Origin of the sequence: Pedobacter cryoconitis, assembly GCF_014200605.1 — a bacterium.
GTDB classification, from domain to species: Bacteria; Bacteroidota; Bacteroidia; order Sphingobacteriales; family Sphingobacteriaceae; genus Pedobacter; species Pedobacter cryoconitis_B.
The window spans coordinates 23,582-50,249 of the sequence record NZ_JACHCE010000011.1; the positions used below are offsets into that span (position 1 = coordinate 23,582).

A 26,668-nucleotide genomic window follows, 5' to 3' on the forward strand; every position below is an offset into this window, starting at 1 on the left:
TTATGGAAGAAATTTTAAAGGCTTTAAATTATCAACCTGTCGATATCTCCGATGAGGATCTTGATAATCCTGTGCCGTCAATTACTTATTTTTTCGTGAACCATCCGATTCACGAAAGCCGAACTAAGCTTTGGGAGCTATACGAGGGATGGATTCATTTCGCTGCTGAATCTCCTGAAGGCGAGGAACTAACAGATATGTTATTTTTTTATAATCAATTGGTGGAACTGCTGAACCTATGTTATGTATTTACCAAAAAAATTGAATTAAATAAATAGCGATATTATCAATCAAAAACCATAAATAGGATTTACTTGAATAATGCCTGCAAATTGGCCGTCCCGCATTTGCGGCCTGCGGAACGGCCACCGCATTGGGCTGTCGCTGTTCCCGCTTTTGGCATATACGGAGAAGACAGTAATGGAAAACTACCTTCCAAAACGACTATTTTACACTTTTGAGCGCTTTTGTAGGCTACTAGAGCAAATAATTGAAGATTAAAATAGTAAACGTTTAATACAACGAGGTTTCATTCATCAGAATTAATTTCGTTTGGATTTACCATTGTCGGACTTCGTTAGAACTATTAATTTGGTAATCCAAATAAGGTAGTTTTAAAATTTATCAGACATTTATTGTTCCAATAACTGTATTGTCTTCTTCGCTCTTTTCATTATTTTCCGCACCTTTATGACGAAACTCGTTCAAATACTGTGGAATTACGAATCCTGGATCACTCATGTTAAACGCAAGGTTTTTCGGAATATCGGGGGCGTTATCAATACGGGTCTGTGGATTATTTGGATTCTGAAATGACTTGAAAAGTCCAAAGATTTCATCAGCCTTAGGCGAATAAGATATAGTGCGTGTTTTTGGATTATAAGAGTATGAATAGAATGAAGCCATAACTTGATCTGTAGTGGGATCATTCGATTTTGGATCAGGATTTGAATACTCTTCTAGAATAAATCTTGTTTCAGCAGCAACAAAATTATATTTCTCCAGAAATATATCATTTCGTATTGCAATATTGTCACCAAATCCGCTTCTTTGAACAGACGGATATATTATAGCACCAATATTATCTTCCGAAGGAATAGGATAAAACAACTGTTCCGAACTGATTATTGCACTAAAAAGATAGTCTCTTGGCCGGCTTCTATCAACCTTTAAAGTAAAAACTTCTACGAAAAATTCTCTGATTAAGGAATAGACTAATCGTAACGGGTTTGAAAAATTATCAGCAGAAAAGGGTTCTGGAACAATCACAGAACAAACGCAATTTGCCTCAGGCTTTAAAACAAATCGAGTTAGGGTAATAATATCTCCATACTTAGGCTTTGTTTCCCAATATGCAGATCCTTCATCCATTGAGCAATAAAGAACTTGTTCATTTTCAACGTTACAACGATTCACTTTTACTAAATGCGTTGGCGGAGCTAGCAAATCTTCAATTGATGTAAAATAGCTCACCGGAACACCTTTTCCAGCAAAAATATTTGTATTGTGAGATATTCTTACCAAATGTCTTGGAAGAGTGACAGCCTTAACAACTGATTTTAAATTGAAAAAAGTTGCTACATTCTTCTTCAGTTGCTGATATTCTACTTCCGTCAAATCATGAACCTTCCCGAATAAAGATCGATACCAATTCAATTTATCAATTATCTTATCTACCGGATGTAGGTTTAATTTCTCTGTATTAAACTTGTTGTTTGCAATTTTAGCAATCCTTCCATTTTCATCAAGTAAATCTTCTGCCATTTGATAAATTTGATAATAAAGTTATGCAAAATCATCCCAAAATGAAAAACTTAAAAATAACATTAATATCCATTAACAATTAACGCCAACGGAATATATTCAAAAAGGAGATTCACACTAAATATTAATATAAAGTGCAGCCTTGTATTTTACAAAGTCGGCAGCGGTGTCAACCGCTATAGGTTGGTAAAATTATTATATATAAATTTACATTAACCAACCTTAACTATATGAGACCATTAATCCTTGACTACAGGGTTTCCCGTATTGATGGCGGAGGAACAGCATCTTACAAATATGATCCTATAGCTTCATTAAATATGATTACCGTAGATGGTGTTAGTAAGCCATTTATTCAGACTAGAAATAGTGACATTGAACTTGAAACTAAAACTAAAGTAAACCAAGAACAGGATGATGATAATTTTCGATTAGAATTATCAACCAAGACATTTACAAAGACTGAACGAGATGATGAAGGGTTTAACCTTTTGGAAATGGAGACAAAGACTTTAAAAACTCAAGAGAGAGATGATGAACATTTTGGTACTTACCAATAAGGGAGACATTACCAGTGATTTCATCGTTCAAAATTTATCGGAGCTAGGAGTTCCCTTCTATCGATTAAATACTGACGAGATAGGCAATACTATTCGGCTTTCATTGGATGTCATAAATAATGAATATTTGATTTATGACTATGCACGAGATATAATAATTGATCTTCTTCAAATCAAATCGGTTTATTTCAGACGACCTGAAATTTTCGTTCATGCAGGAGCTGTAACAATTGGAGAAAAAAACTTTGTCAAATCTGAACTTTCTTTTACCCTCGAAGCCGTGTATAGAATCTTAGACAACGCCTTTTGGGTAAATACAGTGGATGCGATAAGAGCAGCAGAAAATAAGTTATATCAACTTATGCTAGCCAACGAGATTGGTTTCATCATTCCAAACACTATTTTATCAAACCAGCCAAGTAGCGCGATGTCTTTTTTTTCGGAAAATAACTGTTCATGCATAATCAAGCCGATTAAATCAGGATTGGTGAGTGGAGGAACTGAAGAAGGAGTAATATTCACTAGTAAGGTTCATCTGGACGACGATAACATCGATAGAATCTTAAGCTGTCCCGTATATCTACAGAACCATATTCCAAAAAATGCTGATTTAAGGGTTACTCTAATCGGCAACAAATTGTTTTGTGCCATGATTCATTCTCAGGAAGAAGAGGATTCAATAGTTGATTGGCGTAAGGCTAGGCATCCATTAAGGCATTCTGTCCATGAACTTCCCAAAGAAATAACCGTAAAGTGCTTTCAATTAGCAAAAAAATTAAACTTGAATTTTGCTGCGATAGATTTTATACTGGATCAGAAAAACAACTACATATTCCTTGAGATCAATCCTAATGGACAATGGGCATGGATTGAAAGGCAACTTAATTTTAAAATATCTGATGAAATCACCAAACTACTCATTAAAAACGCGGCTTAATGATATTAGGGAATTCTTTTGGCCGTTACTTGAAATAGAAAAACCATCCCCGAGCGCTAAAGAACCAACTCCTTTTAAACTACAAATTGATGAGGAAAACATAGATCAGTTCCTAGTTTTGACCAATAAAATCAATGATGCAGAAGAAGATCGTCGTAAAGGAATTGAATCTAAGGCGGCATTATTTATAAGCACCATCAGTGTAGCTACATCGATAGTAGTGGCCGCAAACTCTATGGTTATTTCTAATTCAACATTTGGATTTCATATAATGGTCTCAGTCTTTATATCATTTGTGCTATCCATTTACGCTGTTCGTACTGTTTGGTTTGCTGTCAAAGCACTTGAGAGAGGAAATTACTTCGTTCTTGGCTTAAAGGAAATCAACTTTAAGGGGTCAAAGGTTAATTTTCAGAAGCACTTGGTAAACTGCCTGGTTAAGAACAAAAAATTAAATCAATCAACGATTAACTCTAAGGCAGACAATATGATGATGGCTCAAGAGTATTACAAAAGGGCGATTATAATGATCTCACTTTTTTCATTACACGTACTGATACAGTGCACATTAAAGTATTTTGTTAGTTAAATTCAATAAAATATAGGTTTGACATTTAGTTTATGCCGACCTATCCACGACGTTTTAGCAAGGCATCAAATTAGCCCGAAACTTCGGTAGCAATCCTTTCGATATAAAGAGATAAATGCGATTAGTGCAATTCATCGGGCTTGAACCCAATTCGTGTCCGTTTTTGCGCTGGCCGTTCCTGTTTCTCAAGCAGTTCGTCTAAGTAGCGGAAAACGATTTCCATGTTTTTGTCTTGGTTATCCAGTTTCCCTTTAATCTTTTCAATGTCCAGCCTGATCTCTGTATTGTCGGAAAGCATATGGCGCATTCTGGTAAAAATGCGGATGATCTGGATATTTACCTCAATAGCCCTTGTACTGTTTAGCACACTGGAAAGCATTGCTACGCCCTGTTCGGTAAAGGCCATAATATTATATTTTGAGTGCGCCCCATGTCTTAAGGTGCCAAATTGGCTCCTTAAGATTTTCTGTTCCTCCGTATTCAACTCAAACATGAAATCTTCGGGAAAACGCTCCGCATTCCTTTTTACCTGCCGCTTTAGCTGTTTGGTTTCCACTCCGTATAACTCCGCCAGATCGAAATCCAGCATCACTTTATGTCCTCTTATCATGTAAATCTGGTTCATAACCAGTTCATCAGAAATTTTGATCTTTGTTTCCATTCTTTTATTTAGTGTTAAAAACGGTCGGCACAAGCTGCCGACCGGAAGGCGTTAAATTGATGCGAAAATTTGTCTTAAAGGCGCCATGTCTGTGCTTACCTTTTCATCAAGCATTTTTGCATAAAGTTGGGTCGTGCGTATATTGGTATGTCCCATCATTTTTGATACGCTTTCAATAGGTACACCATTCAAAAGGGTAACTGTAGTAGCAAAAGTACGCTTGGCAATCCGGTTGCCGAGTGTCTTGACGATACCCGATAGTGCGGCAATCTCCACCAGATACTCGTTCATTTTTTGATTGCTGGAAACAGGCAGCGCCCTGTTTTGGTTGACACAGAAAGGGTGATCTTTATATCTTTCCAGAATATCAGCGGCTATTGGGATAAGTGGGACGGCTACAGGCGTACCAGTTTTTTTACGGTAGCTAAACAGCCACTTTTCCCCGTCAATCCCTATGCGTATGTCGGTTTGTTTGAGTTTTTGCACATCGGCATAGGACAGCCCTGTATAACAGCTAAACAGGAAGAAGTCCCGAACTTGCGTAAGTCTTGCGGTACTGTATTTTTTGCCCGCAATATTTTGGAGTTCATCCGCAGTGAGGTATTCTCTTTGTACGAGTTTTGATTTCAGCTTATAACCAAAGAAGGGATCAGTGATGATCCATTTGTTTCTAAGACATATACGGACGATTTTTCCCAGATTCTTAAGGTGCTTACTGGCGGTATTGGTATCATTATCCTTTGAGGTATGCAGGTAGAAATCGAAACCATCAATAAACTCATGGTCTATATTTCGGACGTTGAGGTCACCTGTTTGATATTTGAATAAAATATATTCTTTAACGTGCTTTTCAAGCACCTTAAACCGTCTCAAAGTGCCTTCCGCATAATCTTCCTTTTCTACAAGTGCGGCCATGTTTGTATTATGGATTTTAATAGCCTCCATAATGGTGTGCATTTTTTCTGCCTTGCCCAGATATTTGCATTTAACGCCTTCAGCAGATATATTTGCGTCTTCTACGCATAAGGCAGTATGGGCAGCAGTAACGCCCGCTTTCATTTTGTCGAGATAGGAATTTAAGGTTTTGGCATCTTCTTTTGTGCCGATCATGTGACCCGCTTTGGTGTTCCACAATTCCGGTTCACATTTTCTACTAGCGGACATTTCCACAGGTTTTCCGTCAACGGTAATCCTTAGATAAACAGGAACAGCACCTTTAACATAGTTTTTTGGTTTCTTCAGGTAGAAGAGCAGACTGAAATTAGTTTTCATAATCGACTGATTTAAAGTTAACAAAGTTAGCCTTGCAGTCTAATCGTATCAAGTCGTTCAATGACTGAACTTTCTGTAATTCAATAACTTACGTAATTTCCAGTGAGTATGCCACTCTGTAAAACTACTCGCCGAATCACTCACTTTTTTTATGCGATTTATTGCATATTTTGGTGTTTCCGGTAAAATAAAAAAGCTTGCAATCATTTGATTTGCAAGCTTTTACGTAGTTTTGATACTATCTTCTGTGATCCCGCTGGGATTCGAACCCAGGACCACTACATTAAAAGTGTAATGCTCTACCAGCTGAGCTACGGAATCATTATTCTTTTCAGAATAATACTGTAAGCGTTTCCGTTTTCAGTGATGCAAAAGTATCATTTTAAATTGAAATAATGCGTTTTAAATCATAATAAAGCGCATTATCTTATTTTTAACCCCTAAAGTGTTGAATGTTAGTTATAATAATTTTCATCATTTAATAGATTTGAATCCCAACCATTGACTGATTTGTCTTATTTCTACCAATTTCTCCTCTTACCAAACCAAAATGCCCAATAAAAAACCAAATATCACTCCCCTAAATAAGCAGAAATAACATCCAGCCTCATTTTATTCAGTTCCACAGTGTTTGTATTTGATAATAATATAAAAGTTAGATCTTTATCTATAAGATGTACCCAATTTGCATTATGTCCATAACCTGCGCCCTGTCTTTCTGCAAATAAAGTGTTCACTTTACCAAACTTCCTAGGATATACCCAAAAACCTATAGCAACATCTCCCAGTTTTGGGTAAGAAGTAAGCATCAGGTCAACAGTTTCCTTTTTAAGTATTGTATGTTTAAAAATAGCCTGATCAAAAATCAATAAATCCTGCGGGGTCGAATACATAGCTCCGGCAGAAAAATGATTATCTATATAATGATTAGTAGGCATAATTAACTTTGCGGTATTTGGCTTGACATAATCATAACCTTCATCAATATCCTTGATAATATCATTATGGTGCAAATAATCTGTATGCTGCATATGAAGAGGGATCAGGATCTTTTCTCTCAGTACCTCTTCAAACGGTTTTTTATAGATATTCTCAATGATCTTACCTAAAATAATATAATCTCCATTGCTATAATTGAACTTCGTTCCAGGAGTATCAATCAGCTTCCCTGAACAAAATTTATCGATAAACTCATCTACGGTCCATATATCATTACTATAAGCCTCAAAAACATCTCTCATATCTTTGGTATCTCTGCCGCTGCTATAAGTCAGCAGATTTCTGATCGTAGCTTTTTTTGCCGCTTCGCCCTTATACTCCGGATAGTAAGCTGATATCGTAGAATCCAGGTTAATCTTTCCCTGCTCATATAACTGCATAATTAAAACAGCAGTAAAAGTTTTAGTCACAGAAAATATCTTGAACTTTGTCTGCTCTGAAAACTTGATATCATAGTGCCTGTTTGCAAGCCCGGTATATTTCAAATATTCAACTTTCCCTTTTTTCGCGACCAATACAACCCCGCTGAAATTCTTCTGAATGCAAGAATCCATGACGTGGTCAATTCTTTGTCTTACTGCGCTGCTCAGCGAACTGGTTTGCGAACTGGTTTGCGCCTGTAAAAGCAATGGAAAAAGAAGTGGTAGAACGAAGCAGGAGAGGGCTCTTTGCATAGTAAAAGATTTAGTAAATCAATTTACAAACAGATTTCTATCATTTTATAATTATGCTCCATTTATTTTATGATCTGTTTTCAAAGCATTGGAATAACCCCTTGCCAGCAGCCGGTCTTTCTCCAGGTTCCATAACTCAAACTGTACATTAATAATTTGCCGGCCGGCCTTAATCACTTTTGTTTTCCCGGTAATAATATCACCTGACTTCGCTGTAGAGAAATAATCTATTACATTATTCACTGTCGTATAAAAATTCTCCCTGCCCAGGCTGATAATAGTAGCGCCTATCATATCATCCATGATCGCAGCAGTGACACCACCATGTAAGGTCCCGATAGGATTAGTCATTTCAGGTCTGACACAGTACTCAAAAGTCATACTTCCATTGTCAATTTCCCTCACTATAGGGGCGAGCCATAACATAAATGCTGATGGAGAATTTGTTACTGTTTTTCCAAGCTGATCAATCAGACCTTGTCTGATATGTGTAGTGTCATTTTTCATAAACCTTGTCTTTATCTGTAAATATACCAATTGGTATTATAAGACTTGTTTATTATTTAATAAAATAACATTACTCATATTTAAGTGCATCAATTGTATTAGCCACAGCAGCCTTATAAGACCGGATACTTACTGTGATCAAAGTAATCAGCATAGAAACCAGAAAGGCGAGTACAAAAGGCCATACACTTAAATTGATACGGTACGCAAAACCAGATAACCATTTTGAAGCCAGTAAATAAGCTAAAGGCCATGCGACAAGATTCGCTATAAAAACCAGGAGTAAAAATGAACTGTTGAGCATTTTTACCAGTTCAAGGGTAGAAGCGCCCAGTACTTTTCTGATCGCTACTTCTTTGGTGCGTTGTGTGGCTACAAAAGAAATCAGGCCAAATAAACCTACAAATGAAATGAAAATGATAATTCCTGCAAACACACGGAATAATATACCAATGATCAGCTCACTCTCATAATATCTGTTGATCTCCTCATTGACAAACTCTGCAGTATAAATACCATTAGGGAAAGTACTGTTCCATAGCGTTTCTATCTTACGCATAGCAGGCATCAGCTGATTCCTGTCCATTTTGACTGCTATTTTATAATAAGCATTTTTCTGTTGAAAGATTGCAAGTGGAGATATACTTTCTTTAAGTGATTTATCATTAAAATCTTTAACTACACCAACTACCGGGACTTTTTGTCCATTTTGTAATAGTATTTTACCGATAGCGTCCTGAGGATTGGTTATATTTATTTTCTTAAGGAAAGTCTCATTCACAACATATCCGCTATTCGTATCACTCTTTAAAAATATTTTTCCGGCAATTAGTTTCAAGTTAAAAACTTTAAAATAATCTGCATCTGCCATAGATATTCTCAGTTCGAAATCTAAATTTTTATGTCCATTAAAAGTGAAATTAGTTGAACTTACATCTCCCGAAAGGGGAGGCCGCTGACAATAACTTAAAAATTGAACACCCTCTATCTGCAATGCACGTTCTTTAAAAGTATTGTACCTGGTCTGATTTAAACTATCTGCTGGTACATTCAGCATCGCAATGGTCTGCGTATTAAATCCCAATGGTTTTTTGCGGACATAATCCATTTGCTGCAGAATAACAACTGTTCCAATGATCAATATAATAGTTATGGAAAATTGTATCACTATTAAAATCTTCCTTAAGCTCATATTTCCAGAGTTTACGGTGATTTTATTCTTTATAGCTAAAGCAGGGCTAAAGCCTGAAATAATAAGTGCAGGATAGAAGCCGGCCAATAAGCTGACTAAAAGAACAAGGGCAATCAGGAAAACGAAAATAACCGGGTCCTGAAAAGAGCTGAAGGAGATTTTGGCCTTAAAAAGCGCTTCTAGCTGTGGCAGTGCCAATTCTGCTAAAATACAGGCAACTATGAGTGCAATCAGGGTAACTGTAAAGGTTTCTGTTAAGAACTGAACAATTAACTGTTTGCGTTTGCTGCCCATCACCTTGCGTACACCAACTTCCTTAGCGCGGTTAATAGATTGCGCAGTAGTTAGGTTAATGAAATTGATACAGGCAGTAATCATTAAAAATACGCCAATTACAGCTAGTCCATAAATCTCCTTTTTAGTGATATACAGGTCAGCAAAATTGCCATAACGCTCACTAAAGTGAATATCCTTTAAAGCCTGAAGGGAATTAGTTTGTTTACCTTCAATCTTTCTATCCCAATAATATTTCTTATTAAATAATCTTAGGGGTTCTTGCAAATCAGTAGCTGTCACCCCATTTTTTAATAAAGTATAACATTCAATCTGTGATCCTACAGCATTCCAGTTCTTATTGTTTCTGGCACCAAAATTCTGATAGCTAACGATGATTTTTACAGGTAAACTGCTATTTGCAGCCATATCATTATATACGCCCGTAACTTTCAGGTTAACGCTGTTTTCAAGAAGAATAACTTTTCCAACTGCGTTTTCGGCAGTGCCAAAAAAGTTCTTTGCCATCGTTTCGGATAAAGCGACGGTGTTAGGCTCAGATAAAGCAGTTGCAGATGTTCCGGCAAGCCAGCCAATATTGAATATATCAAAGAAATCATTTTCTGCGTAATAAATCCGCTCCTGAGTTTTTATCCTGTCCGTGCCGTTCTTATTTTTAATTTGAAGAACAACATTACTTCTAACTATCGTTGCAATCTTCTCTAAACCTGGTAGTTCATTTCTTGCGGCTGCTGCGAAAGGAATGGGTACACCCTGAGAATAGTCCTCAAAACTGGTGTATTTCCAATCGGTAGTAAACCTGTAAATCCTGTCCTGATTTTTATAACCCTGATCGAAACTTAACTGATAACGGATAAAAATAAAGATAAGGATGCAACTTCCCATTGCAACAGAAAGACCAAAAATATTGATGAAAGTATAACCTTTGTTTTTCCAAAGGTTTCGCCATGCGATCTTTAAATTTAACTTGAACATTTGTTTGCGGTTAGCTGTTAATCTATTCCCGATTAGCTAATGGTATGCCAGATTAAATTACGTAATATATAGCTTTAAATCAATGCTTCCGGAGGTTTAAACTAAATTAACTGTTCATTGATGAACATCAGGCGACCGGAAACGTACAGTCCCGGACGCCGGATAAACCCCCGGTCAGGGCAATTATATATGCCTTGACTGGTAATTTCTAACGATAAAGCTCACTAAGACTAAAATTATATTTAAGCCAGGCAGCACGCTGATATAAACCAAATGGTTATCATGTGGGGCACCGCCCAGATAATCAGTTATTGGTAGCTTGTTTACAGCAGAATAAGTCAGCATAAAGAAAATGATTTCATACAATTTCTTTCCTTCTGTTATAATTCCAAGGCATACCGCTAGTAAAATGATAAGAACTGATCCATTGATAATATTTACCACTGCAAATAGATCTGAAATGATAGCATAACGTACAATTACTGGTAGTGCCATTACCATTGCCACTATAATCCCGGATAGAATCTGGGCCGGTAATATCCTAAACAATGGCCTGTATGCGGCATAGCTAAAATAATGAAGCCTGTTTGTTTTCTCTTTTGTAGTTAGGTCTGACCAGCGGATCACCTGTAGAAATAACAACACAGGAAGCAGATAACTATGGGCGATAGGTAAAGAAACGAAAAACATAGCTATCCATAAACCAGCGTTAACCAGCCATAACAATTGGTTCCCTTTCCTGATCATCAGCAGCAATTCGGTTTTTACAAATGGAAAAATGCTGTAATCAAAAACTAAAGGGGGCAATAATGCCCTGCTGATTCCTACAGGTGAAATCATCTCCTTTTCATCACTAACTAAATCGGCTGTTAATTGGACTGGCTTATTGTTTTTCTTTGACACACTTTGTTTAAAGTCGAACCGGTGGAAAAAGAAAGAAGAAAAATAAACAAGTGCTAAACTGATACCTATCCATACTATACGGCTGAGCAAGAAGGGAAGTTGCCAGTTAACCCCTTCAAAAACAAACACTTGAAAATCTTGCTTACCTCTAAAGATAAATCCAAAAGAAGTGTCATTGATATGGGTGTGAAATTGCGAGTTAATTGCGTTCGTGATACTATTGGTGATGACCTTTAAACCAAATGGGTCAAGCAATGTGATCAGGCTGTCTGCTCCCTGAATTTTGATAGAAGCCATTGTAAAACCAAATATAAAAAAGTACACAATAAACTGTAAAATACTCTTTCTGTCTAAGAATACTTCTGCAACTACAGCCATTGAAGCGACTAAAGACATAGCCGGAACAGCAAAAATCAGGTATGGATAAAGAAAAGCTGAAAAGACAAAAGGATAATCAGTACCACGTACAAAAAACATAATTATGCTGACAAGGAAAGTACAGCCAGTAATTGTTAAAAGCACCAGGAAATTACTTAATTGCTTGCTGAACAGGTAACTGAAATTAGAAATAGGAGTGGATGCAATGATTAGACCGACCTCAGTTTCTATATCTTTTTTTATACTATTATTGACCAGAAGAAAACCATACATAGAAAGCATGACGGTGGTCATTATCCCCGATATATAGCCGGCCCATGCCGAATTATAAGCCCCTTTGAAACCTGGAACATCCAGTGTGGTATATTTCGCAGTATGAAGCGGCACAAATAAATAAGCAATATAAACGGTAACTACCAGGGTAATAAGAAAGGAATAACTACGTGTGCGTTGCAGATAGTCTGCCTTGATAATATTGTAGAAGTATTTCACAGGCTAGGCTTTGTTTTGAGTTAAAAATAAATAAGAATCCTCTAAACTTGCCTTTGCAGCCACAGAGCCAGGCACAACGTCATTGCCACGGCTAATATAACGTACGCGGACCTGATCCTGCTGTCTGCCGGTATCAATTACACTGTATCTGCTTTTAAACGAAGCTAAATCAGCAGCAGGTAAAAGTACCTCAAAGACTTGACCTTCCGCGTATTTCATGATATCCTGCTGGCTGCCTTTGGTGATCAGCCTGCCGCTTTGCATCACTGCCACTTCATCTGCTATAGTTTCAATGTCCGATACAATATGTGATGAAAGTATAATAATACAATCATCGGCAAGATCTGTAATCAGCTGACGAAACCGCACACGTTCTTCGGGATCAAGCCCAACAGTAGGCTCGTCAAATATTAATACTTTCGGGTCATTCAGCAAAGCCTGGGCGATGCCAATACGTTGTCTCATCCCACCAGAATAAGTTCCAATAGGTCTTTTTGCATCTGCAGTCAGGTTTACACCTTCAAGAAGCATATCTATACGCTGGTTCAACCCTTTACCGCCAATCCCCTTCATCGCAGCGATATAATTCAGAAATTCATAAGCATTCAGGTTAGGGTAGACACCAAAATCCTGTGGCAGGTAACCCAGCACTTTGCGGATATGGTCAGGACTGCTCACAATATCGACACCATCAAAAAACAAAGTGCCTTCTGTTGGCTGGCTGATGGTCGCAATAATTTTCATCAGTGTTGATTTGCCTGCTCCATTTGGTCCTAACAGGCCTAAAATTCCTTTTTCAAGGGTGATAGAATAGTCTGAAAGCCCTGTTTTATGTTTGTTGTATTTCTTGGTAAGATTTTTAATTTCTAAAGTCATAGGTTGATTTATAGGTTTTAGATAGTGTAGCCCATGTTAAGTTACATGCCTGTTAAAATAAATAAATAACATTACAATCAAATATTCATTTGAAAATAATAGGTTTTGCAAGGTTAATGGGCAATCATTAACCATTAATCGATTTTATAGCGGATCAGTTCAGCACTTATTGTCTCTGAATTTCAAATTATTTCAAACGCTTGAAATGATAGAAAACCGCCCTTTAGGCCGTTTTTGAAGATTTAGCTTAATCCATTTAGACTGCTGTTGTTTAATTTCAATTCCTAATCAAACTAAACCAAATATATCATGATGAATTCACTAAAACTCTCTCAGAGATGCAAACATCCCTATGCACCCCCTTCTAATTTGCAAATTAATCGGGTGCTCCCTGTATAAGTTAAGCTATAAGTTAATGGTATTTCCGATTCCAAAATTGGATTAAACAAGCAAATCAACCAAATATTTAAAAATTATGGATAAACTTTACAACTATTTATTATGTATTTCGTTGTGCTGTTCCCTTTCCTTTTCTGCTTTGGCACAACAGAAAATAACAGGTACAGTGAGAGACATTAAGGGATTACCCTTGCCAGGGGTGAGTGTTAAAATCAAAGACACCAAAACAGGTACATTCACTAATTCTAATGGCCAATACAGTATTTCTTCAACTGATAACAAAAGTATTATTGTCTTCAGTTTTGTGGGCTTCCTTCCTAAAGAATTTTCAATCAACGGAAAACCGACGATAAATGTAACACTGGACGAAGATGCTCAGGGGTTAAATGAAGTTGTGGTTGTTGGTTATGGTACACAAAAAAAGGTGAACCTTACAGGTTCTGTCGCACAAATCAGCGGAGATGTGCTCACCAACAGGCCTGTTCCCAATGCAATTGCTGCACTTCAGGGAATTTCGCCCGGCGTAACCATTACCAGAAACAGCGGTAAGCCCGGTGCAGAAAACTACGGCTTACGTATACGTGGTTTCTCATCTGCCAATGATACTAAAGCGCTGGTATTGGTAGACGGAGTAGAAATGGACCTTGCACTTGTGAACCCTGATGATATTGAAAATATCTCTGTGCTAAAGGATGCAGCTGCAGCCTCTATTTATGGCGCAAGGGCAGCTGGAGGCGTAGTTTTGGTAACCACCAAAAAATCTACAAGTGGTAAAACAAGAATTAATTTCAGCAATAACTTTAGTTTAAATATTACTGCCAGACAACCAAAACGTTTAAACTCGTGGGATGAACAGGCGCTTATTGACGAAGCCAGGTTTAACGCCACAGGGGCAAGAGAATTTACCGATGAGCAGGTCGAGTGGCTTAAAAACCCAAACTTTAGCTACAGACCAAGTCTTACCGCAGACCGCTGGGATTATTATGCCAATACCGACTGGATTAAAGAAGGAATGAGCAAGGTGAACCCTTCACAAAACTATGCGCTGTCAGTGGGTGGCGGAAAACAGGAACTGAATTATTTATTATCCGGATCTTACTATAAACGTGATGGAGTATTGCGTTATGGACCTGATGATAATTCAAGACAAAACCTGCGTTTATCCGTAAATTCTCAGGTCAATAAATATCTGAGTATAGGCCTGATAGCGGGTTATGTAAATTCAACAATTCATGAAAACTCTTATGATACAGGTAATATCATTGATTTGTTATACCGTGTCCGCACCAGACAACCTGTTTTTACGCCAGCCGAAGATGTAACCGGTCAGCAATATAATGGTGACTTGCAGTTAAACCCTATTGACATCGAGAAAAATGCAGGGGTCAAAACAAGCAGTTACGAAAGCTATACCGGAAAACTAAGCCTGAATATTAAAAATCTGGTTAAAGGGCTGGCCTTTGATTTTTCAGCTTCCAGAAATCAGGATATGTATAACATGAGATCAGAAAAAAGAACACTGATCTGGTATGGTAGAAGTACTAATACGATAAGAAATTCAATGAATACGCCTAATCAGCTTGATCTGACAAAGAATAAAGGCTATCAGGATAACCTGACTGGTCAGTTTACTTACGACTTGCAGCTTGCTGATAAACACAACTTTAAATTACTGGGTGGTGCGTCATTTGAACAATACCGGAAAGATGAAGCTTCGGCAAGTGCAACCAATATGGTGAGCAATGATTTCTTCAGTCTGAATTTCGGTGATCCTGCAAATAAAACAAATAGTGATAAAATAGAAACATGGGCTATTGGTTCTCTTTTTGGCAGGTTGAACTATAATTATGATGGCAAATACTTATTTGAAGCCGTATTAAGACGTGACGGTAGTTCCCGTTTAGCTCCGGATAACCGTTATCAGATATTCCCTGCATTTTCTGGGGGATGGCGTATCAGTGAAGAGCCATTCTTTAAAAATAATGTGCGTTTCGTAGACAATTTAAAAATACGCGGATCGTGGGGACAGCAAGGAAACGGTTCTGTTTTAGGGTTGTATGACTACATTACACTAATCACCAGTGGATTAACCGTTACCGATCAGCCAAACCTGGTTTTCAATGGAACAAAAGCACAGTATTTATTTCAGAAAGATTTAGCTTCCAAAAATAAAACATGGGAAACTGTTGAATCAAGTAATATTGGTATTGATGCCAGCCTGTTTAAAAACAGGTTAACCATTACAGCTGAATACTATCAAAAGTATAATAAAAATATGCTTGCCACCTTAAACCTGCCAAGTATTATTGGCGTAGGGATTCCAAGCAGTAATGTTGGGGAATTGAAAAGCTGGGGTTCAGAGCTTGAAATTAAATGGAGAGATATATTCAAAAATGGTGATTACCATATCGGTTTAAGCATTGCTGATAATCAGAATAAACTAACCAAATACGATGGTAAAAACTCTATCGGTTCTGGAGGCAGAATAGGCCTGCTGCAAGGATATCCTTTAAATAGTATCTGGGGATATAAAACTGATGGCTATTTCCAGACTCAGGCAGAGGCCGATGCTTATAAAGCTAAAGTGAAATACCCATTTTTTGCAAGTCCGGGACCAGGCGATGTCAAATATAAAGACTTAGACGGCAGCGGGGTGATTGATGCGGGCGGGGGTACACCAGAAAAACCAGGGGATTTAGTGTATCTGGGTAATACGAACCCAAGATATACTTTTGGAATAGACCTGGGTGCAACCTGGAAAGGATTTGATTTCTCTGTGTTTTTCCAGGGAGTTCTGAAACGTTCTTTCTTAATTGAAGAAAATACGCTGTCACCAATTCTGGGGACTTCAAATATGCCATGGACTATACATCAGGACCACTGGACACCGGATAATCCTGATGCCTTTTTCCCACGCATGTATCAAACCAGCGCCCATAATTTCAGGCCTTCAGATAAATGGGTTCAGAATGGAAGTTATATCCGTCTGAAAAATGTTCAGCTGGGTTATACCTTCAAAGTGAACAGGAAATATATTCAGAATCTTAAAGTGTATTTCTCTTGTCAGGACCTGTTTGAAAGTACTAAGGTACTTAGTGTATTTGATCCGGAGGCCGGAGGTGATAAGAATGATGTAAGCGCGTCAACTTATCCTTTCTACCGCTCAGTGTCATTCGGAGTGAATATCACTTTATAATGGTTTATCCTTAAATAAAACGTAAGATGAAAAAATATAACCTACTACTGATCTGTATTCTGATAGTTACAGCGATCAATATCAGTTGTAAAAAGCTGGACAGATTGCCAGAAACATCTTTTACAGATGATAAATTTTGGAATACAGAAAATGATTTAATCAATGCTGCCAACAGGATGTATGAACAACTGATCGGTTATTCAATTGATAACCGCGGAGATGATAATGTGAATCAGTCCGGCTTAAATATAGTGAGTAATGGTAACCGCGGGGTGACAGGTAATAGTGACGACTGGACAGTTCCATACAGACAGATTTTTACAGCGAATAACATTCTTGAAAAAGCTGGGAAAGCACAGGTGCCCGATGCCGTTAAAAACAGATATTTTGCTGAAGCCCGTTTTTTCAGGGCATACGCCTATGCAGCTTTAGTACAGAAATATGGAGATGTACCGTTGCTGTTAAAAACACTGACCATTGAATCGCCAGAATTAAATATGCCGCGTACTGAAAGGACAAAAGTTGTACAGTCAATTTACGATGATCTTGACTATGCAGCACTTTGGTTACCCACAAGAGCAGCGCTGCCTGCTGCCCAATACGGCAGAGTGACTAAGAGTGCAGCATGGGCTTTAAAAGCAAGAGTTGCTTTAAATGAAGGAACAAGAGGTAAGTTTTTTAATACACCAAATTATCAGCAGGATCTGCAGATTGCCATACAGGCAGCAACAGCGGTAATGGGGCAGGGGCACGGTCTATTTGCAAATTACCAGGGCATGTTTACCCATGACGGAGAAGGTGCAGGCAATACGGAGAATGTTTTTGTCAAACTTTATGGATTGACAGCAGCATTGGGTTTAACACATAATACGTCAAGAGATCTTGAAAACGGAAGGATTGCGCCTACCCGTAATCTGATCCGTATCTTTTTATACAAAGATGGTTTGCCTGCTTACAATACTGATAATACACCATCGGGAACAAAATCGGCATTTTTTGTAAATGAGAAAGATGAAATTAATTACAATACAATTCTGGATAACCGTGACCCGCGAATTACAACTTTAGTTTACAGAAGTGGGGAACAGTCTTATCAAAGAGCCTGGGTTCCGGGAACGTCATTAGGTACAAGATCTGCTTTTGCAGCGAAAAAAGGGTTTAATACAGTAGACTGGGTAACCAATAACAATGCAACTGTCCATAAACCATTAATCCGTTATGCCGAAGTTTTATTGATCTATGCAGAGGCGAAATATGAACTGGACGGTGCAATTAACGATGCAGACCTGAACTTAACAGTCAATGCTTTAAGAACAAGAGCTGGTTTAACAGTTAAATTAACTAACGCATTTGTAACAGCGAATAACCTGAGCATGCGGGAAGAAATCAGAAGGGAAAGAACAGTAGAACTGTGTTTAGAAGGTTTCCGTTACAATGATTTGCTACGCTGGAAAATTGCCGAAACGGTATTGCCAAAAGCTTTGCTGGGCGCTAAATACAATGCTGCTGAATGGGTAGGGACCCCTGCTGCTTCTTTAAACCTGAATGCAGATAAGATTCTGGTAGTTGAAGATGCTTCTAAAAGAACTTTTGACCCGGGAAGAGATTATTTATACCCTGTACCCTTACAGGAGATCTCCTTAAGTGGAAATAGTGTCGTACAAAACCCGGGTTGGAATTGATAAAAAAACAGGCTGGAATTAATAAAAAGACTGAAGGTTTGATACAAAATCCTTCTTAATAATCTTAAAAATATGAATAAAGCAATTATATATCTATCCGCTTTTGCATTGACTGCCGCTATTTTCACAGCCTGTAAAAAGGATGAGGATAACGGTAAAAAAGGCCTGCCGGAATTTGATAATTATTATTATGCAGGCTTTCTGCCCTGGAATAATACAGGTACTGAGTCTGTATTGCGTACTCAAACTAAATTGGTGAAGTTTCCGGTTCAGTTTAACTCTGCTTTTGTACGGGACTTTGATGCGGCAGCCTTTTATACTTTAGTGACTACAGGAATCACAAATCCTGCAGTTGCAGGACAGGATTTTAATATCGTTGATAAAAATGGAAATACGATAACGGCAGCGAATGCTATATATTCGCTGAATTTTCCACAGGCAAAAAAAACGGTAGATACTATCTATATTAAGGTCCTGAATAGTCCGGTTGCCGGAACAAGAAAAATAGAAATAGACCTGGTGAAAAATGCGAATGATAAATATACTGTTGGGACCTTTTCACAATCCTATATCCGCTTTCTTGAAATAAAATAAATAAACTAATCCCTGAATTTTGAAATATAATTGCCGACACCTTATCTCCCTATTGATACCATGCATGTTCACATGCGTATCCAGTAGCTACGCTCAAAACAAAACGACAAAACTGATCAGTTTAAATGATCAATGGAAGTTTAGCAAAGACCAGTCTATAGGTCAGGCCCCTTCCCCGAATCTGAACTGGCAAAACCTGAGCATTCCGCATACGTGGAATGTTCAGGATATCATGGACGATGAACCTGGTTATTACAGGGGCACCGGCTGGTATAAAAGAAAGCTTAAGTTTAATGGACCTGTTAAAGACAAAGAAGTTTTCCTTGTCTTTAATGGGGTAAACCAGGAAGCCGAAATTTATGTCAACGGAAAACTTGCAGGAAGCCACATCGGTGGATATACCAGGTTCACTATTCCGGTTAGCCGTTTCCTGAATTATCAGGATGATGAGGTACAGGTGAAAGTAACGAACCGGTTTAATGAAGACATTGCTCCTTTAACAGCAGATTTTACTTTTTTTGGAGGTATTTACAGAAATGTGAACCTGCTGGTTACAGACCCTGTTCATTTCTCTGAAAATGATCATGGCAATACTTCGGGCGTATATGTGACTACACCTGAAGTATCAAATGAAACTGCAAGTGTTAAGGTGAAAAGCTTACTTGAAAATTCTTCAGCTGCAGCCTCTAAAATACAGGTACAAACTGAGCTGATAGACGCTGACGGAAAGGTAATTGCCACACAATCAAATATCCTGACCATCCCTGCTAAACAGTCTGTTGTTATTTCACAGGACTTTAAAAGTGTACAGAAACCTCATCTCTGGTCTCCGGAAGATCCGTATTTATATAAGGTGATTTCCAAAATTATAGCTGTTAAATCTAAAAATGTTTTAGATCAGGTTTCAAATCCACTGGGTTTTCGCTGGTTTAAATTTGACGCAGAAAAGGGATTTTTCTTAAATGGGAAATCGTTAAAACTGATGGGGGCAAGCCGTCATCAGGATTATAAAGATATGGGAAATGCTGTTCCTGATGCTTTACAGCTAAGAGATGTAGAATTACTGAAAAAAATGGGCGGTAATTTTCTAAGAGTTGCCCATTATCCTCAGGACCCTCAAATTCTGGAAGCTTGTGACCGTTTAGGTATTCTGGCCTCTGTAGAAATCCCGGTGATCAATACAATTACAGAATCTGCTGCTTTTACGGAGAACTGCAAAAACATGCAGGTCGAGATGATCAGACAAAGTTTTAACCATCCGAGTGTGGTGATCTGGGCCTATATGAATGAGATTTTGCTGCGGCCTAAGTTTACAGACGATAAAAACAGACAAGCTACTTACTTTAAACATATCGTTCAGCTTGCACAAACGCTGGATAGCCTGACGCGGAAAGAAGATCCTTCGAGATATACAATGATAGCAAATCATGGTGCTTTTGATAGTTATCATAAAATAGGTCTGACTAAAATCCCTATGATTGTTGGCTGGAACCTATATTCTGGCTGGTATTCAGGTAATATTGATGATTTTGGTAAATTCTTAGATCATCATCACAAAGAATTAGCAGATAAACCAATGCTGGTTACTGAATATGGTGCCGATGCAGATCCGCGTATCCATTCGTTTGCGCCAGTCAGGTTTGATAAGAGTCAGGAGTATGCCGTAAAATTCAACCAGATTTATTTGAATGATATTCTCAAAAAACCTTTTGTAAGCGGGGCTATGGTCTGGAATTTAGCAGATTTTAATTCCGAAACCCGTGAAGAGACTATGCCTCATGTTAACAATAAAGGTTTGCTGACTTTAGGCCGGGAGCCAAAAGATATTTATTTTCTTTACCAGGCTTATTTGCTGAACAGACCATTTCTGAAAATAGCGTCAGCAGCCTGGAAAAACAGAACAGGAATTGCCGATTCCGCAAGCTTATTCTCTACCCAGCCCCTGCAGGTGACGACCAATCTGAAAACAGCAGAACTATTTTTAAATGGAAAAAGTTTAGGGCTGAAAGATGCAGTAGATCATGTCTGCACCTGGAATGTCCCTTTCGGCAACGGGTTGAATAAGTTAAAGGTTACAGCAGGACAAAACAGCGATGAGCTTGATGTAGATTTTACCTTACAGCCATTCAATTTTACCGATGAGAACATTCCTGTAAAGGAGATGAATATTTTGCTGGGTTCAAAACGCTTTTATACAGACGAAACAGAACATCAGATCTGGATGCCGGATCAGCCTTATAAAAAAGGTAGCTGGGGATATATAGGAGGTGAAGCTTTTAAAGGTACGAATAACCGGATGTCTTATGGAAGTGATAAGAATATCCTGGAAACTGATCATGATCCGGTTTATCAAACCCAGCAGGTAAGTATCAAACAATTCAGGTTTGATGTGCCCGATGGTGAATATGAACTGACGTTTCATTTTGCAGAATTGATTGGCGGGGCAACCAAAGAAGCCCTGGCTTATAATTTAGATAATAACCATCAGAAAGAAGAGGTTAAACAGCGGATTTTTAGTGTAGACATTAACGGGGAGACCTTTTTGGAAAACCTCAACCTTGCTGCTGATTATGGATATACAACTGCAGTAAAGAAAAAAACGCGCGTTACCGTGCAAGGTGGAAAGGGGATCATTTTAGATTTCAGACCAATAGCAGGGGTACCCGTATTAAACGCTTTACAGCTTAGAAAAATTTATTAATGATGATTAAATATTTTTGTGTGTTTGTTGTTCTTGGATCTCTGCTTGGATTAACTCCGGCAGAGGCACAGGAATCTAAACGGTTAAACCATAACTGGGAATTTTTAAAACAGGATTTAGGCGGTATCTGGGAAGCTGTCCGTCCTGTGGGGAAGGGAAATCCTGAAAGTGTACCACTTTGGGAAGCTGTAAATTTACCACATTGTGTAAATGCCACAGATGCGGTTGACCCTGATGTCAACTATTACCAGGGACCATCCTGGTACCGTACCACTCTGGATGTTGTTAATCCTTATCAAAATGGCCGTACTTTATTGCATTTTGAAGGCGCAGGACAGAAAACCGAAGTTTATGTGTATACGACAAAAGTCGGCTCACATGTTGGTGGTTATGATGAATGGTCTGTAGATATTACGGATGCGGTAAATGCTTTCAAAAAAACAGAAGTTTACAAGAAACAATTTAAAGGCAAAGTGCCGGTATCTATCCGTACCGATAATTCAAGGGATCTGGAATTAATTCCTTCAGATCTTTCTGATTTTAACGTTTACGGTGGTATTTACCGTTACCTGAACCTGGTTTATACACCTGCACTATCAGTTGATAAAATTTTTGCCAAAGCAGCAGTAGATGCCGCAGGGAAGACAGGGCAGTTAGGTGTTAAAGCAAGATTCTATAATCCTGACAAAATAAGCAGCGGGACGCTATTCTTGAAACTAGTCGATCCGGCAGGTAAGGTAGTTGCTAAAATTGAAAAGAAAGTAAACAACTTATCCAATGATACTGAGTTATGGGATCTACAGGTGAAAAAACCTGTATTATGGTCTGCAGATCAGCCGTTATTGTACACACTGCAATACGAAATTCAATCGTCTGCGGGCATAGCGAAAGGCACAGAGAAAATCGGTTTCCGAAACTTTGAGTTTGTAGAAAAAGGGCCTTTCATGCTTAACGGAAAACGTTTACTGTTGAAAGGCACACACCGTCACGAAGATCATGCGGGTGTAGCAGCAGCAATGACAGAAAATGAAATCCGTAAAGAAATGGTCATGATGAAAGATATGGGGGTTAATTTTATCCGTCTGGCACATTATCAGCAGTCCCGTATTGTCCTTAATCTTTGCGATAGTCTGGGGATTATGGTTTGGGAAGAAATTCCATGGTGCCGTGGTGGTCTGGGTGGGGATGTTTACAAAGAACAGGCCCGCAGAATGCTGACCAACATGATCGAACAGCATTATAACCATGCCTCAGTGATTATTTGGGGATTAGGCAATGAAAATGACTGGCCGGGTGATTTCCCTGAATTTGATAAACAAAAAATCAGGGCATTCATGAAAGAACTCAACGAGCTGTCCCATCAGCTTGATATTTCACGTTCAACTGCCATTAGGCGATGTGACTTTTGCAGTGACATTGTAGATGTGTATTCACCCTCTATATGGGCAGGCTGGTATCGTGGTAATTATACTGATTATAAAGGTGTAAGCGAAGAAGAGTTTAAAAAGGTGAAACGTTTCATTCATGTGGAATGGGGAGGGGACAGCCATGCGATGCGTCATTCAGAAAATCCGGATAAAGTGCTGAGTAAAATCAAAACTGGAATGGGTGCTGATGAACGTGCCGGTGATGCCTCTTTATTTGGTGGTGCAGCCAGAATTTCTAAAGATGGTGACTGGAGTGAATCTTATTTGGTTAACCTGGTAGACTGGCACTTGAAAGAACAGGAGACTATGCCCTGGTTAAGCGGAACAGCCTATTGGCCATTTAAAGATTTTTCTACACCTGTAAGGCCGGATAATCCAATCCCTTATATGAACCAAAAAGGTGTTGTAGAAAGAGATCTGACCAAAAAAGAAGCTTATTATGTTTTTCAGTCTTATTGGACAACGCAGCCTATGGTACATATTTACGGGCATAGCTGGCCGGTTAGGTGGGGAGAGCAGGGAGAAGAGAAAATGGTTAAGGTTTATGCAAACTGTACCGAAGCTGAGCTTTTTCTGAATGGTAAAAGTTTTGGTGTTAAAAAAAGAAATAGCCAGGACTTTCCTGCTGCGGGATTACGCTGGAACCTTCCTTTTGTTCAGGGAGAGAATGTGGTTTCAGTAATCGCTAAAAAGGGAAAGGTAACGGTGAAGGATGAAATTAAATTCACTTATCAGACTGAAAAATGGACTAAACCTGTAAAGCTAACTTTAACAAAGATCAGTCAGCAGGATGATATCGCCACTGTAGAAGTCAAATTATATGATGATAAAAATGTGCAATGTCTGGATGCTACGAACTGGGTTAACTTTTCATTAGCAGGAGATGGTAAACTGATAGATGATTTAGGGACTTCTTCGGGTTCAAGAAAGGTACAGGTCTATAATGGCCGTGCAATGATCAGTGTGAAATTGAATAAAGGGAAAAGTGTAGTTGCTGTACAGTCTGAAGGTTTACCAGTTGCTTTTACTAATCTTTAAGCGTTAAATATTTAAAACCGTTGATTTAATTATTGAGTTATGAACGTAATATTCTCTGTCTTATCGGCCGCTGCCATTTCTATAAGTCCAGCAGCAATGACTGCTGAAAGCCACGCTGCCCATGAACAGGCCGCGGACTATCATCAGCATACATTAACAAGATCCTGTCAATTGCCGGAAAGGGAAAGTGCCGGTAAAGCTGCTGCAATTTTGCTGCGGAAACAAATTCTGGCAGAAGCAGCCTGGGCAATGACACAAAAGCCGGTTACCATAACTGCTGCTTCATCACCGCGAAGTGCGGGAGGCAAACATGACTTCTTTTCTGAGGCCGATTATTTCTGGCCTGACCCTCAAAACCCGGATGGTCCATATATTAACAGAGATGGATTAACCAATCCTGATAATTTTGTAGAACACCGTAAAGCAATGATCCGTTTAAGTAAAGTAATCGGCGCTTTGGCTTCTGCCTACAAATTAACGGGAGATGAAAAATATGTTAAACAAGCTGTTATTCATTTAAAAGCCTGGTTTGTTAATCCTGAAACCCTGATGAACCCGAATCTCAATTTTGCACAGGCAGTTAAAGGGAAATTCACAGGACGCAATTATGGTATTATTGATACGATCCATTTGATGGAAGTTGCACAAGGTATGATCGTGATGGAAAAAGCCGTTGCTTTTGATCCTCAGATCGCTGCTGACATCAAAGCATGGTTTGTGAGTTATAATAACTGGTTAAATACCAGTAAACCTGGTATTCAGGAGAAAGAGGTTAAAAATAATCATGCTACCTGCTGGGCCATTCAGGTCGCTTCTTTTGCCAAATTATGCAATGATCAGGCACTGCTGGATGCTATGCGGGTAAGGTATAAAACAGTTTTATTGCCTAACCAAATGGGCGCTGACGGAAGTTTCCCTTTAGAAATGGCACGTACAAAGCCTTATGGATATGCTATATTCAATCTGGATGCAATGACCATATTATGCCAGATTTTATCTACTCCAGCGGATAATTTGTGGGATTTTAAAACAGCAGATGGTAAATCTATAAAACTTGGGATTTCTTATTTGTACCCTTTCATTGCAGATAAAAGTAAATGGAGCCTGAAACCCGATGTGATGTATTGGGACAACTGGCCTGTTGCACAGCCTTTCCTGCTATTTGGCGCAAATGCTTATCAGGAAAAATCATGGTATAGCACCTGGGAAAAGCTGGACCATAATCCGCAGGTTGTAGAAGTCATCAGAAACCTGCCTATCCGGCATCCACTCATCTGGATGTAGACTGGCTCTGAAAACAGCCTGTTCACCTTAAAATAATTTATAAAACCGAGCATTAATAATATACAACATATGAAACTGAAAATAAACTTAACACTGGCCGTATTACTGAGTTTAACTGCCGCGGTAAAAGCACAAAACGTGGATGTTGCGAAAGCACTTGTCCCTGCAGAAAAGCAGGTAGACCTCTTACTTGAAAAGTCAGAAGCTGCAACAGCAGGGGATGCTAAATTAATTGCACCGCGCACATTGGAAAATGGTCAGCTGAAATTAGTAGTTGGGCGGGACTGGACCAGTGGTTTTTTCTCCGGTATGTTATGGTATTTATATGATTTGACGAAAGATCCGAAATGGCTGGCTCCAGCTAAAGAATTTACGCATAAACTGGCGCCTCAGCAATACAATACCGGTACACATGATTTAGGATTCATGATTTACTGCAGTTATGGAAATGGTTATCGTCTAACTGGTGATACCAGTTACAGAAGTGTGATTATACAAGCCGCAAAAAGTCTTTCCAAAAGATTTAATCCTGTAGCAGGGGTAATCCGTTCATGGGACCATAATGCTGATAAATGGGAATTTCCTGTGATTATTGACAATATGATGAACCTGGAGTTACTTTTTGAAGCAACAAAACTAACTGGTGATTCTTCGTTTTATAAAATTGCTGTCAGCCATGCCAATACGACGCTTAAAAATCATTTCCGTAAAGACCACAGCTCTTACCATGTAGTTGATTATAATCCAAAAACAGGTGCCGTGCAATGGAAGGGAACTGCTCAGGGATTAAATGATTCCTCTTCCTGGGCACGCGGACAAGCATGGGCATTATATGGTTATACGATGTGTTACCGCGAAACAAAAAACAAAGTATATCTAAAACAGGCAGAAGACATTGCTAAATTTATATTGACTAATCCAGCGCTTCCGGCCGATAAAGTACCTTACTGGGATTTTAATGACCCATTGATTCCAAATACAGAAAAAGATGCCTCAGCAGCAGCAATTATAGCTTCTGGATTGTATGAATTGAGCGGGTATAGTAAGCAGGCTAAAAACTATAGAAAAACAGCAGATCAGATCCTGAATAATCTGACTGAAAAATATACAAGTAAAGCAGGAGCTAACGAAGGCTTTATATTAGTTCATAGTACAGGACATAAACCTGCCAAATCTGAAATTGATGTACCTATTATTTATGCTGATTATTATTATTTAGAGGCATTGGCAAGAAGCAAAGGCGGGAAGTAAATTTAATGATACCTGATATCGTT

19 protein-coding genes and 1 tRNA gene are annotated in these 26,668 nt (G+C 38.5%); 11 read left to right on the forward strand and 9 right to left on the reverse strand.

Annotation, left to right across the window (positions count from 1 at the left end; genetic code table 11):
* Positions 1–2: 2 nt before the first annotated feature.
* Complete coding sequence (locus HDE68_RS23715) at positions 3–278, forward strand: hypothetical protein (protein WP_090560131.1); 276 nt, start codon at positions 3–5, stop codon at positions 276–278.
* A gap of 346 nt (positions 279–624) precedes the next feature.
* On the opposite strand, the gene HDE68_RS23720 is transcribed toward HDE68_RS23715, so the two are convergent.
* Positions 625–1,764 carry a hypothetical protein gene (locus HDE68_RS23720; RefSeq protein ID WP_183884734.1) on the reverse strand — a complete coding sequence of 380 codons (1,140 nt, stop codon included), beginning with the start codon at positions 1,762–1,764 and terminating at the stop codon, positions 625–627.
* Positions 1,765–1,994: 230 nt separating this feature from the next.
* On the opposite strand from HDE68_RS23720, the gene HDE68_RS23725 reads away from it, so the two are divergent.
* The 3 genes from HDE68_RS23725 to HDE68_RS23735 are packed head-to-tail and all read left to right on the forward strand — an operon-like array spanning position 1,995 to position 3,850.
* Complete coding sequence (locus HDE68_RS23725; RefSeq protein ID WP_183884737.1) at positions 1,995–2,324, forward strand: hypothetical protein; 330 nt, start codon at positions 1,995–1,997, stop codon at positions 2,322–2,324.
* Positions 2,296–3,261, forward strand: a complete 966-nt coding sequence (locus HDE68_RS23730) for an MvdC/MvdD family ATP grasp protein (RefSeq protein ID WP_183884739.1) — start codon at positions 2,296–2,298, stop codon at positions 3,259–3,261. Before HDE68_RS23725 ends, HDE68_RS23730 begins: the two co-directional genes overlap by 29 nt.
* Positions 3,224–3,850: a hypothetical protein gene (locus tag HDE68_RS23735; RefSeq protein WP_183884741.1), complete on the forward strand. Its 627-nt coding sequence runs from the start codon at positions 3,224–3,226 to the stop codon at positions 3,848–3,850. The genes HDE68_RS23730 and HDE68_RS23735 overlap by 38 nt, the downstream gene beginning before the upstream one ends.
* Before the next feature lie 121 nt (positions 3,851–3,971).
* On the opposite strand, the gene HDE68_RS23740 is transcribed toward HDE68_RS23735, so the two are convergent.
* The 8 genes from HDE68_RS23740 to HDE68_RS23775 form a co-directional block, all read right to left on the reverse strand.
* Positions 3,972–4,511 carry an ORF6N domain-containing protein gene (locus tag HDE68_RS23740; RefSeq protein WP_183884743.1) on the reverse strand — a complete coding sequence of 180 codons (540 nt, stop codon included), beginning with the start codon at positions 4,509–4,511 and terminating at the stop codon, positions 3,972–3,974.
* A 51-nt stretch (positions 4,512–4,562) separates the two neighbouring features.
* On the reverse strand, positions 4,563–5,783 hold the full coding sequence (locus HDE68_RS23745) for a site-specific integrase (protein ID WP_183884745.1): 1,221 nt from the start codon (positions 5,781–5,783) through the stop codon (positions 4,563–4,565).
* Positions 5,784–6,031: 248 nt separating this feature from the next.
* Positions 6,032–6,104 (reverse strand) — tRNA-Lys (locus tag HDE68_RS23750).
* Between the two features lie 251 nt (positions 6,105–6,355).
* Positions 6,356–7,456 carry a serine hydrolase domain-containing protein gene (locus HDE68_RS23755; RefSeq protein WP_183884746.1) on the reverse strand — a complete coding sequence of 367 codons (1,101 nt, stop codon included), beginning with the start codon at positions 7,454–7,456 and terminating at the stop codon, positions 6,356–6,358.
* Between the two features lie 51 nt (positions 7,457–7,507).
* Entirely contained in the window at positions 7,508–7,963 is a 456-nt protein-coding gene (locus HDE68_RS23760; protein WP_221300935.1) for a PaaI family thioesterase, read from the reverse strand.
* A gap of 70 nt (positions 7,964–8,033) precedes the next feature.
* Positions 8,034–10,424 carry an ABC transporter permease gene (locus HDE68_RS23765; protein WP_183884748.1) on the reverse strand — a complete coding sequence of 797 codons (2,391 nt, stop codon included), beginning with the start codon at positions 10,422–10,424 and terminating at the stop codon, positions 8,034–8,036.
* 183 nt (positions 10,425–10,607) lie between these two features.
* A complete protein-coding gene (locus tag HDE68_RS23770; protein ID WP_183884750.1) occupies positions 10,608–12,197 on the reverse strand; it encodes a hypothetical protein in 1,590 nt (529 codons plus the stop codon).
* A gap of 3 nt (positions 12,198–12,200) precedes the next feature.
* Entirely contained in the window at positions 12,201–13,073 is an 873-nt protein-coding gene (locus tag HDE68_RS23775; RefSeq protein WP_183884752.1) for an ABC transporter ATP-binding protein, read from the reverse strand.
* 475 nt (positions 13,074–13,548) lie between these two features.
* On the opposite strand from HDE68_RS23775, the gene HDE68_RS23780 reads away from it, so the two are divergent.
* From HDE68_RS23780 to HDE68_RS23810, 7 genes are all read left to right on the forward strand, one after another.
* Entirely contained in the window at positions 13,549–16,668 is a 3,120-nt protein-coding gene (locus HDE68_RS23780) for a SusC/RagA family TonB-linked outer membrane protein (protein ID WP_183884754.1), read from the forward strand.
* 26 nt (positions 16,669–16,694) lie between these two features.
* Positions 16,695–18,350, forward strand: coding sequence for a RagB/SusD family nutrient uptake outer membrane protein (locus HDE68_RS23785; RefSeq protein WP_183884756.1), 1,656 nt, complete (start codon positions 16,695–16,697; stop codon positions 18,348–18,350).
* Between the two features lie 72 nt (positions 18,351–18,422).
* On the forward strand, positions 18,423–18,944 hold the full coding sequence (locus HDE68_RS23790) for a hypothetical protein (protein ID WP_183884758.1): 522 nt from the start codon (positions 18,423–18,425) through the stop codon (positions 18,942–18,944).
* A gap of 64 nt (positions 18,945–19,008) precedes the next feature.
* Entirely contained in the window at positions 19,009–21,645 is a 2,637-nt protein-coding gene (locus HDE68_RS23795) for a glycoside hydrolase family 2 TIM barrel-domain containing protein (protein WP_183884760.1), read from the forward strand.
* Positions 21,646–21,647: 2 nt separating this feature from the next.
* Entirely contained in the window at positions 21,648–24,110 is a 2,463-nt protein-coding gene (locus tag HDE68_RS23800) for a glycoside hydrolase family 2 TIM barrel-domain containing protein (RefSeq protein ID WP_183885056.1), read from the forward strand.
* Positions 24,111–24,149: 39 nt separating this feature from the next.
* Entirely contained in the window at positions 24,150–25,394 is a 1,245-nt protein-coding gene (locus HDE68_RS23805) for an alginate lyase family protein (protein ID WP_260171852.1), read from the forward strand.
* A 69-nt stretch (positions 25,395–25,463) separates the two neighbouring features.
* Positions 25,464–26,645 (forward strand): glycoside hydrolase family 88 protein, encoded by a 1,182-nt coding sequence (locus tag HDE68_RS23810; protein WP_183884762.1) that lies wholly within the window; start codon positions 25,464–25,466, stop codon positions 26,643–26,645.
* Positions 26,646–26,668 lie beyond the last annotated feature (23 nt).

What these genes read in the sequence shown, in the direction of transcription:
- HDE68_RS23795 (WP_183884760.1), top strand. Translation starts at nt 19,009, where the DNA reads ATGTTCACATGCGTATCCAGTAGCTACGCTCAAAACAAAACGACAAAA.
- HDE68_RS23765 (WP_183884748.1), bottom strand. Translation starts at nt 10,424, where the DNA reads ATGTTCAAGTTAAATTTAAAGATCGCATGGCGAAACCTTTGGAAAAAC.
- HDE68_RS23730 (WP_183884739.1), top strand. Translation starts at nt 2,296, where the DNA reads ATGATGAACATTTTGGTACTTACCAATAAGGGAGACATTACCAGTGAT.
- HDE68_RS23810 (WP_183884762.1), top strand. Translation starts at nt 25,464, where the DNA reads ATGAAACTGAAAATAAACTTAACACTGGCCGTATTACTGAGTTTAACT.
- HDE68_RS23800 (WP_183885056.1), top strand. Translation starts at nt 21,648, where the DNA reads ATGATTAAATATTTTTGTGTGTTTGTTGTTCTTGGATCTCTGCTTGGA.
- HDE68_RS23745 (WP_183884745.1), bottom strand. Translation starts at nt 5,783, where the DNA reads ATGAAAACTAATTTCAGTCTGCTCTTCTACCTGAAGAAACCAAAAAAC.
- HDE68_RS23760 (WP_221300935.1), bottom strand. Translation starts at nt 7,963, where the DNA reads ATGAAAAATGACACTACACATATCAGACAAGGTCTGATTGATCAGCTT.
- HDE68_RS23775 (WP_183884752.1), bottom strand. Translation starts at nt 13,073, where the DNA reads ATGACTTTAGAAATTAAAAATCTTACCAAGAAATACAACAAACATAAA.
- HDE68_RS23805 (WP_260171852.1), top strand. Translation starts at nt 24,150, where the DNA reads ATGAACGTAATATTCTCTGTCTTATCGGCCGCTGCCATTTCTATAAGT.
- HDE68_RS23790 (WP_183884758.1), top strand. Translation starts at nt 18,423, where the DNA reads ATGAATAAAGCAATTATATATCTATCCGCTTTTGCATTGACTGCCGCT.
- HDE68_RS23715 (WP_090560131.1), top strand. Translation starts at nt 3, where the DNA reads ATGGAAGAAATTTTAAAGGCTTTAAATTATCAACCTGTCGATATCTCC.
- HDE68_RS23735 (WP_183884741.1), top strand. Translation starts at nt 3,224, where the DNA reads ATGAAATCACCAAACTACTCATTAAAAACGCGGCTTAATGATATTAGG.
- HDE68_RS23785 (WP_183884756.1), top strand. Translation starts at nt 16,695, where the DNA reads ATGAAAAAATATAACCTACTACTGATCTGTATTCTGATAGTTACAGCG.
- HDE68_RS23725 (WP_183884737.1), top strand. Translation starts at nt 1,995, where the DNA reads ATGAGACCATTAATCCTTGACTACAGGGTTTCCCGTATTGATGGCGGA.
- HDE68_RS23755 (WP_183884746.1), bottom strand. Translation starts at nt 7,456, where the DNA reads ATGCAAAGAGCCCTCTCCTGCTTCGTTCTACCACTTCTTTTTCCATTG.
- HDE68_RS23780 (WP_183884754.1), top strand. Translation starts at nt 13,549, where the DNA reads ATGGATAAACTTTACAACTATTTATTATGTATTTCGTTGTGCTGTTCC.
- HDE68_RS23740 (WP_183884743.1), bottom strand. Translation starts at nt 4,511, where the DNA reads ATGGAAACAAAGATCAAAATTTCTGATGAACTGGTTATGAACCAGATT.
- HDE68_RS23720 (WP_183884734.1), bottom strand. Translation starts at nt 1,764, where the DNA reads ATGGCAGAAGATTTACTTGATGAAAATGGAAGGATTGCTAAAATTGCA.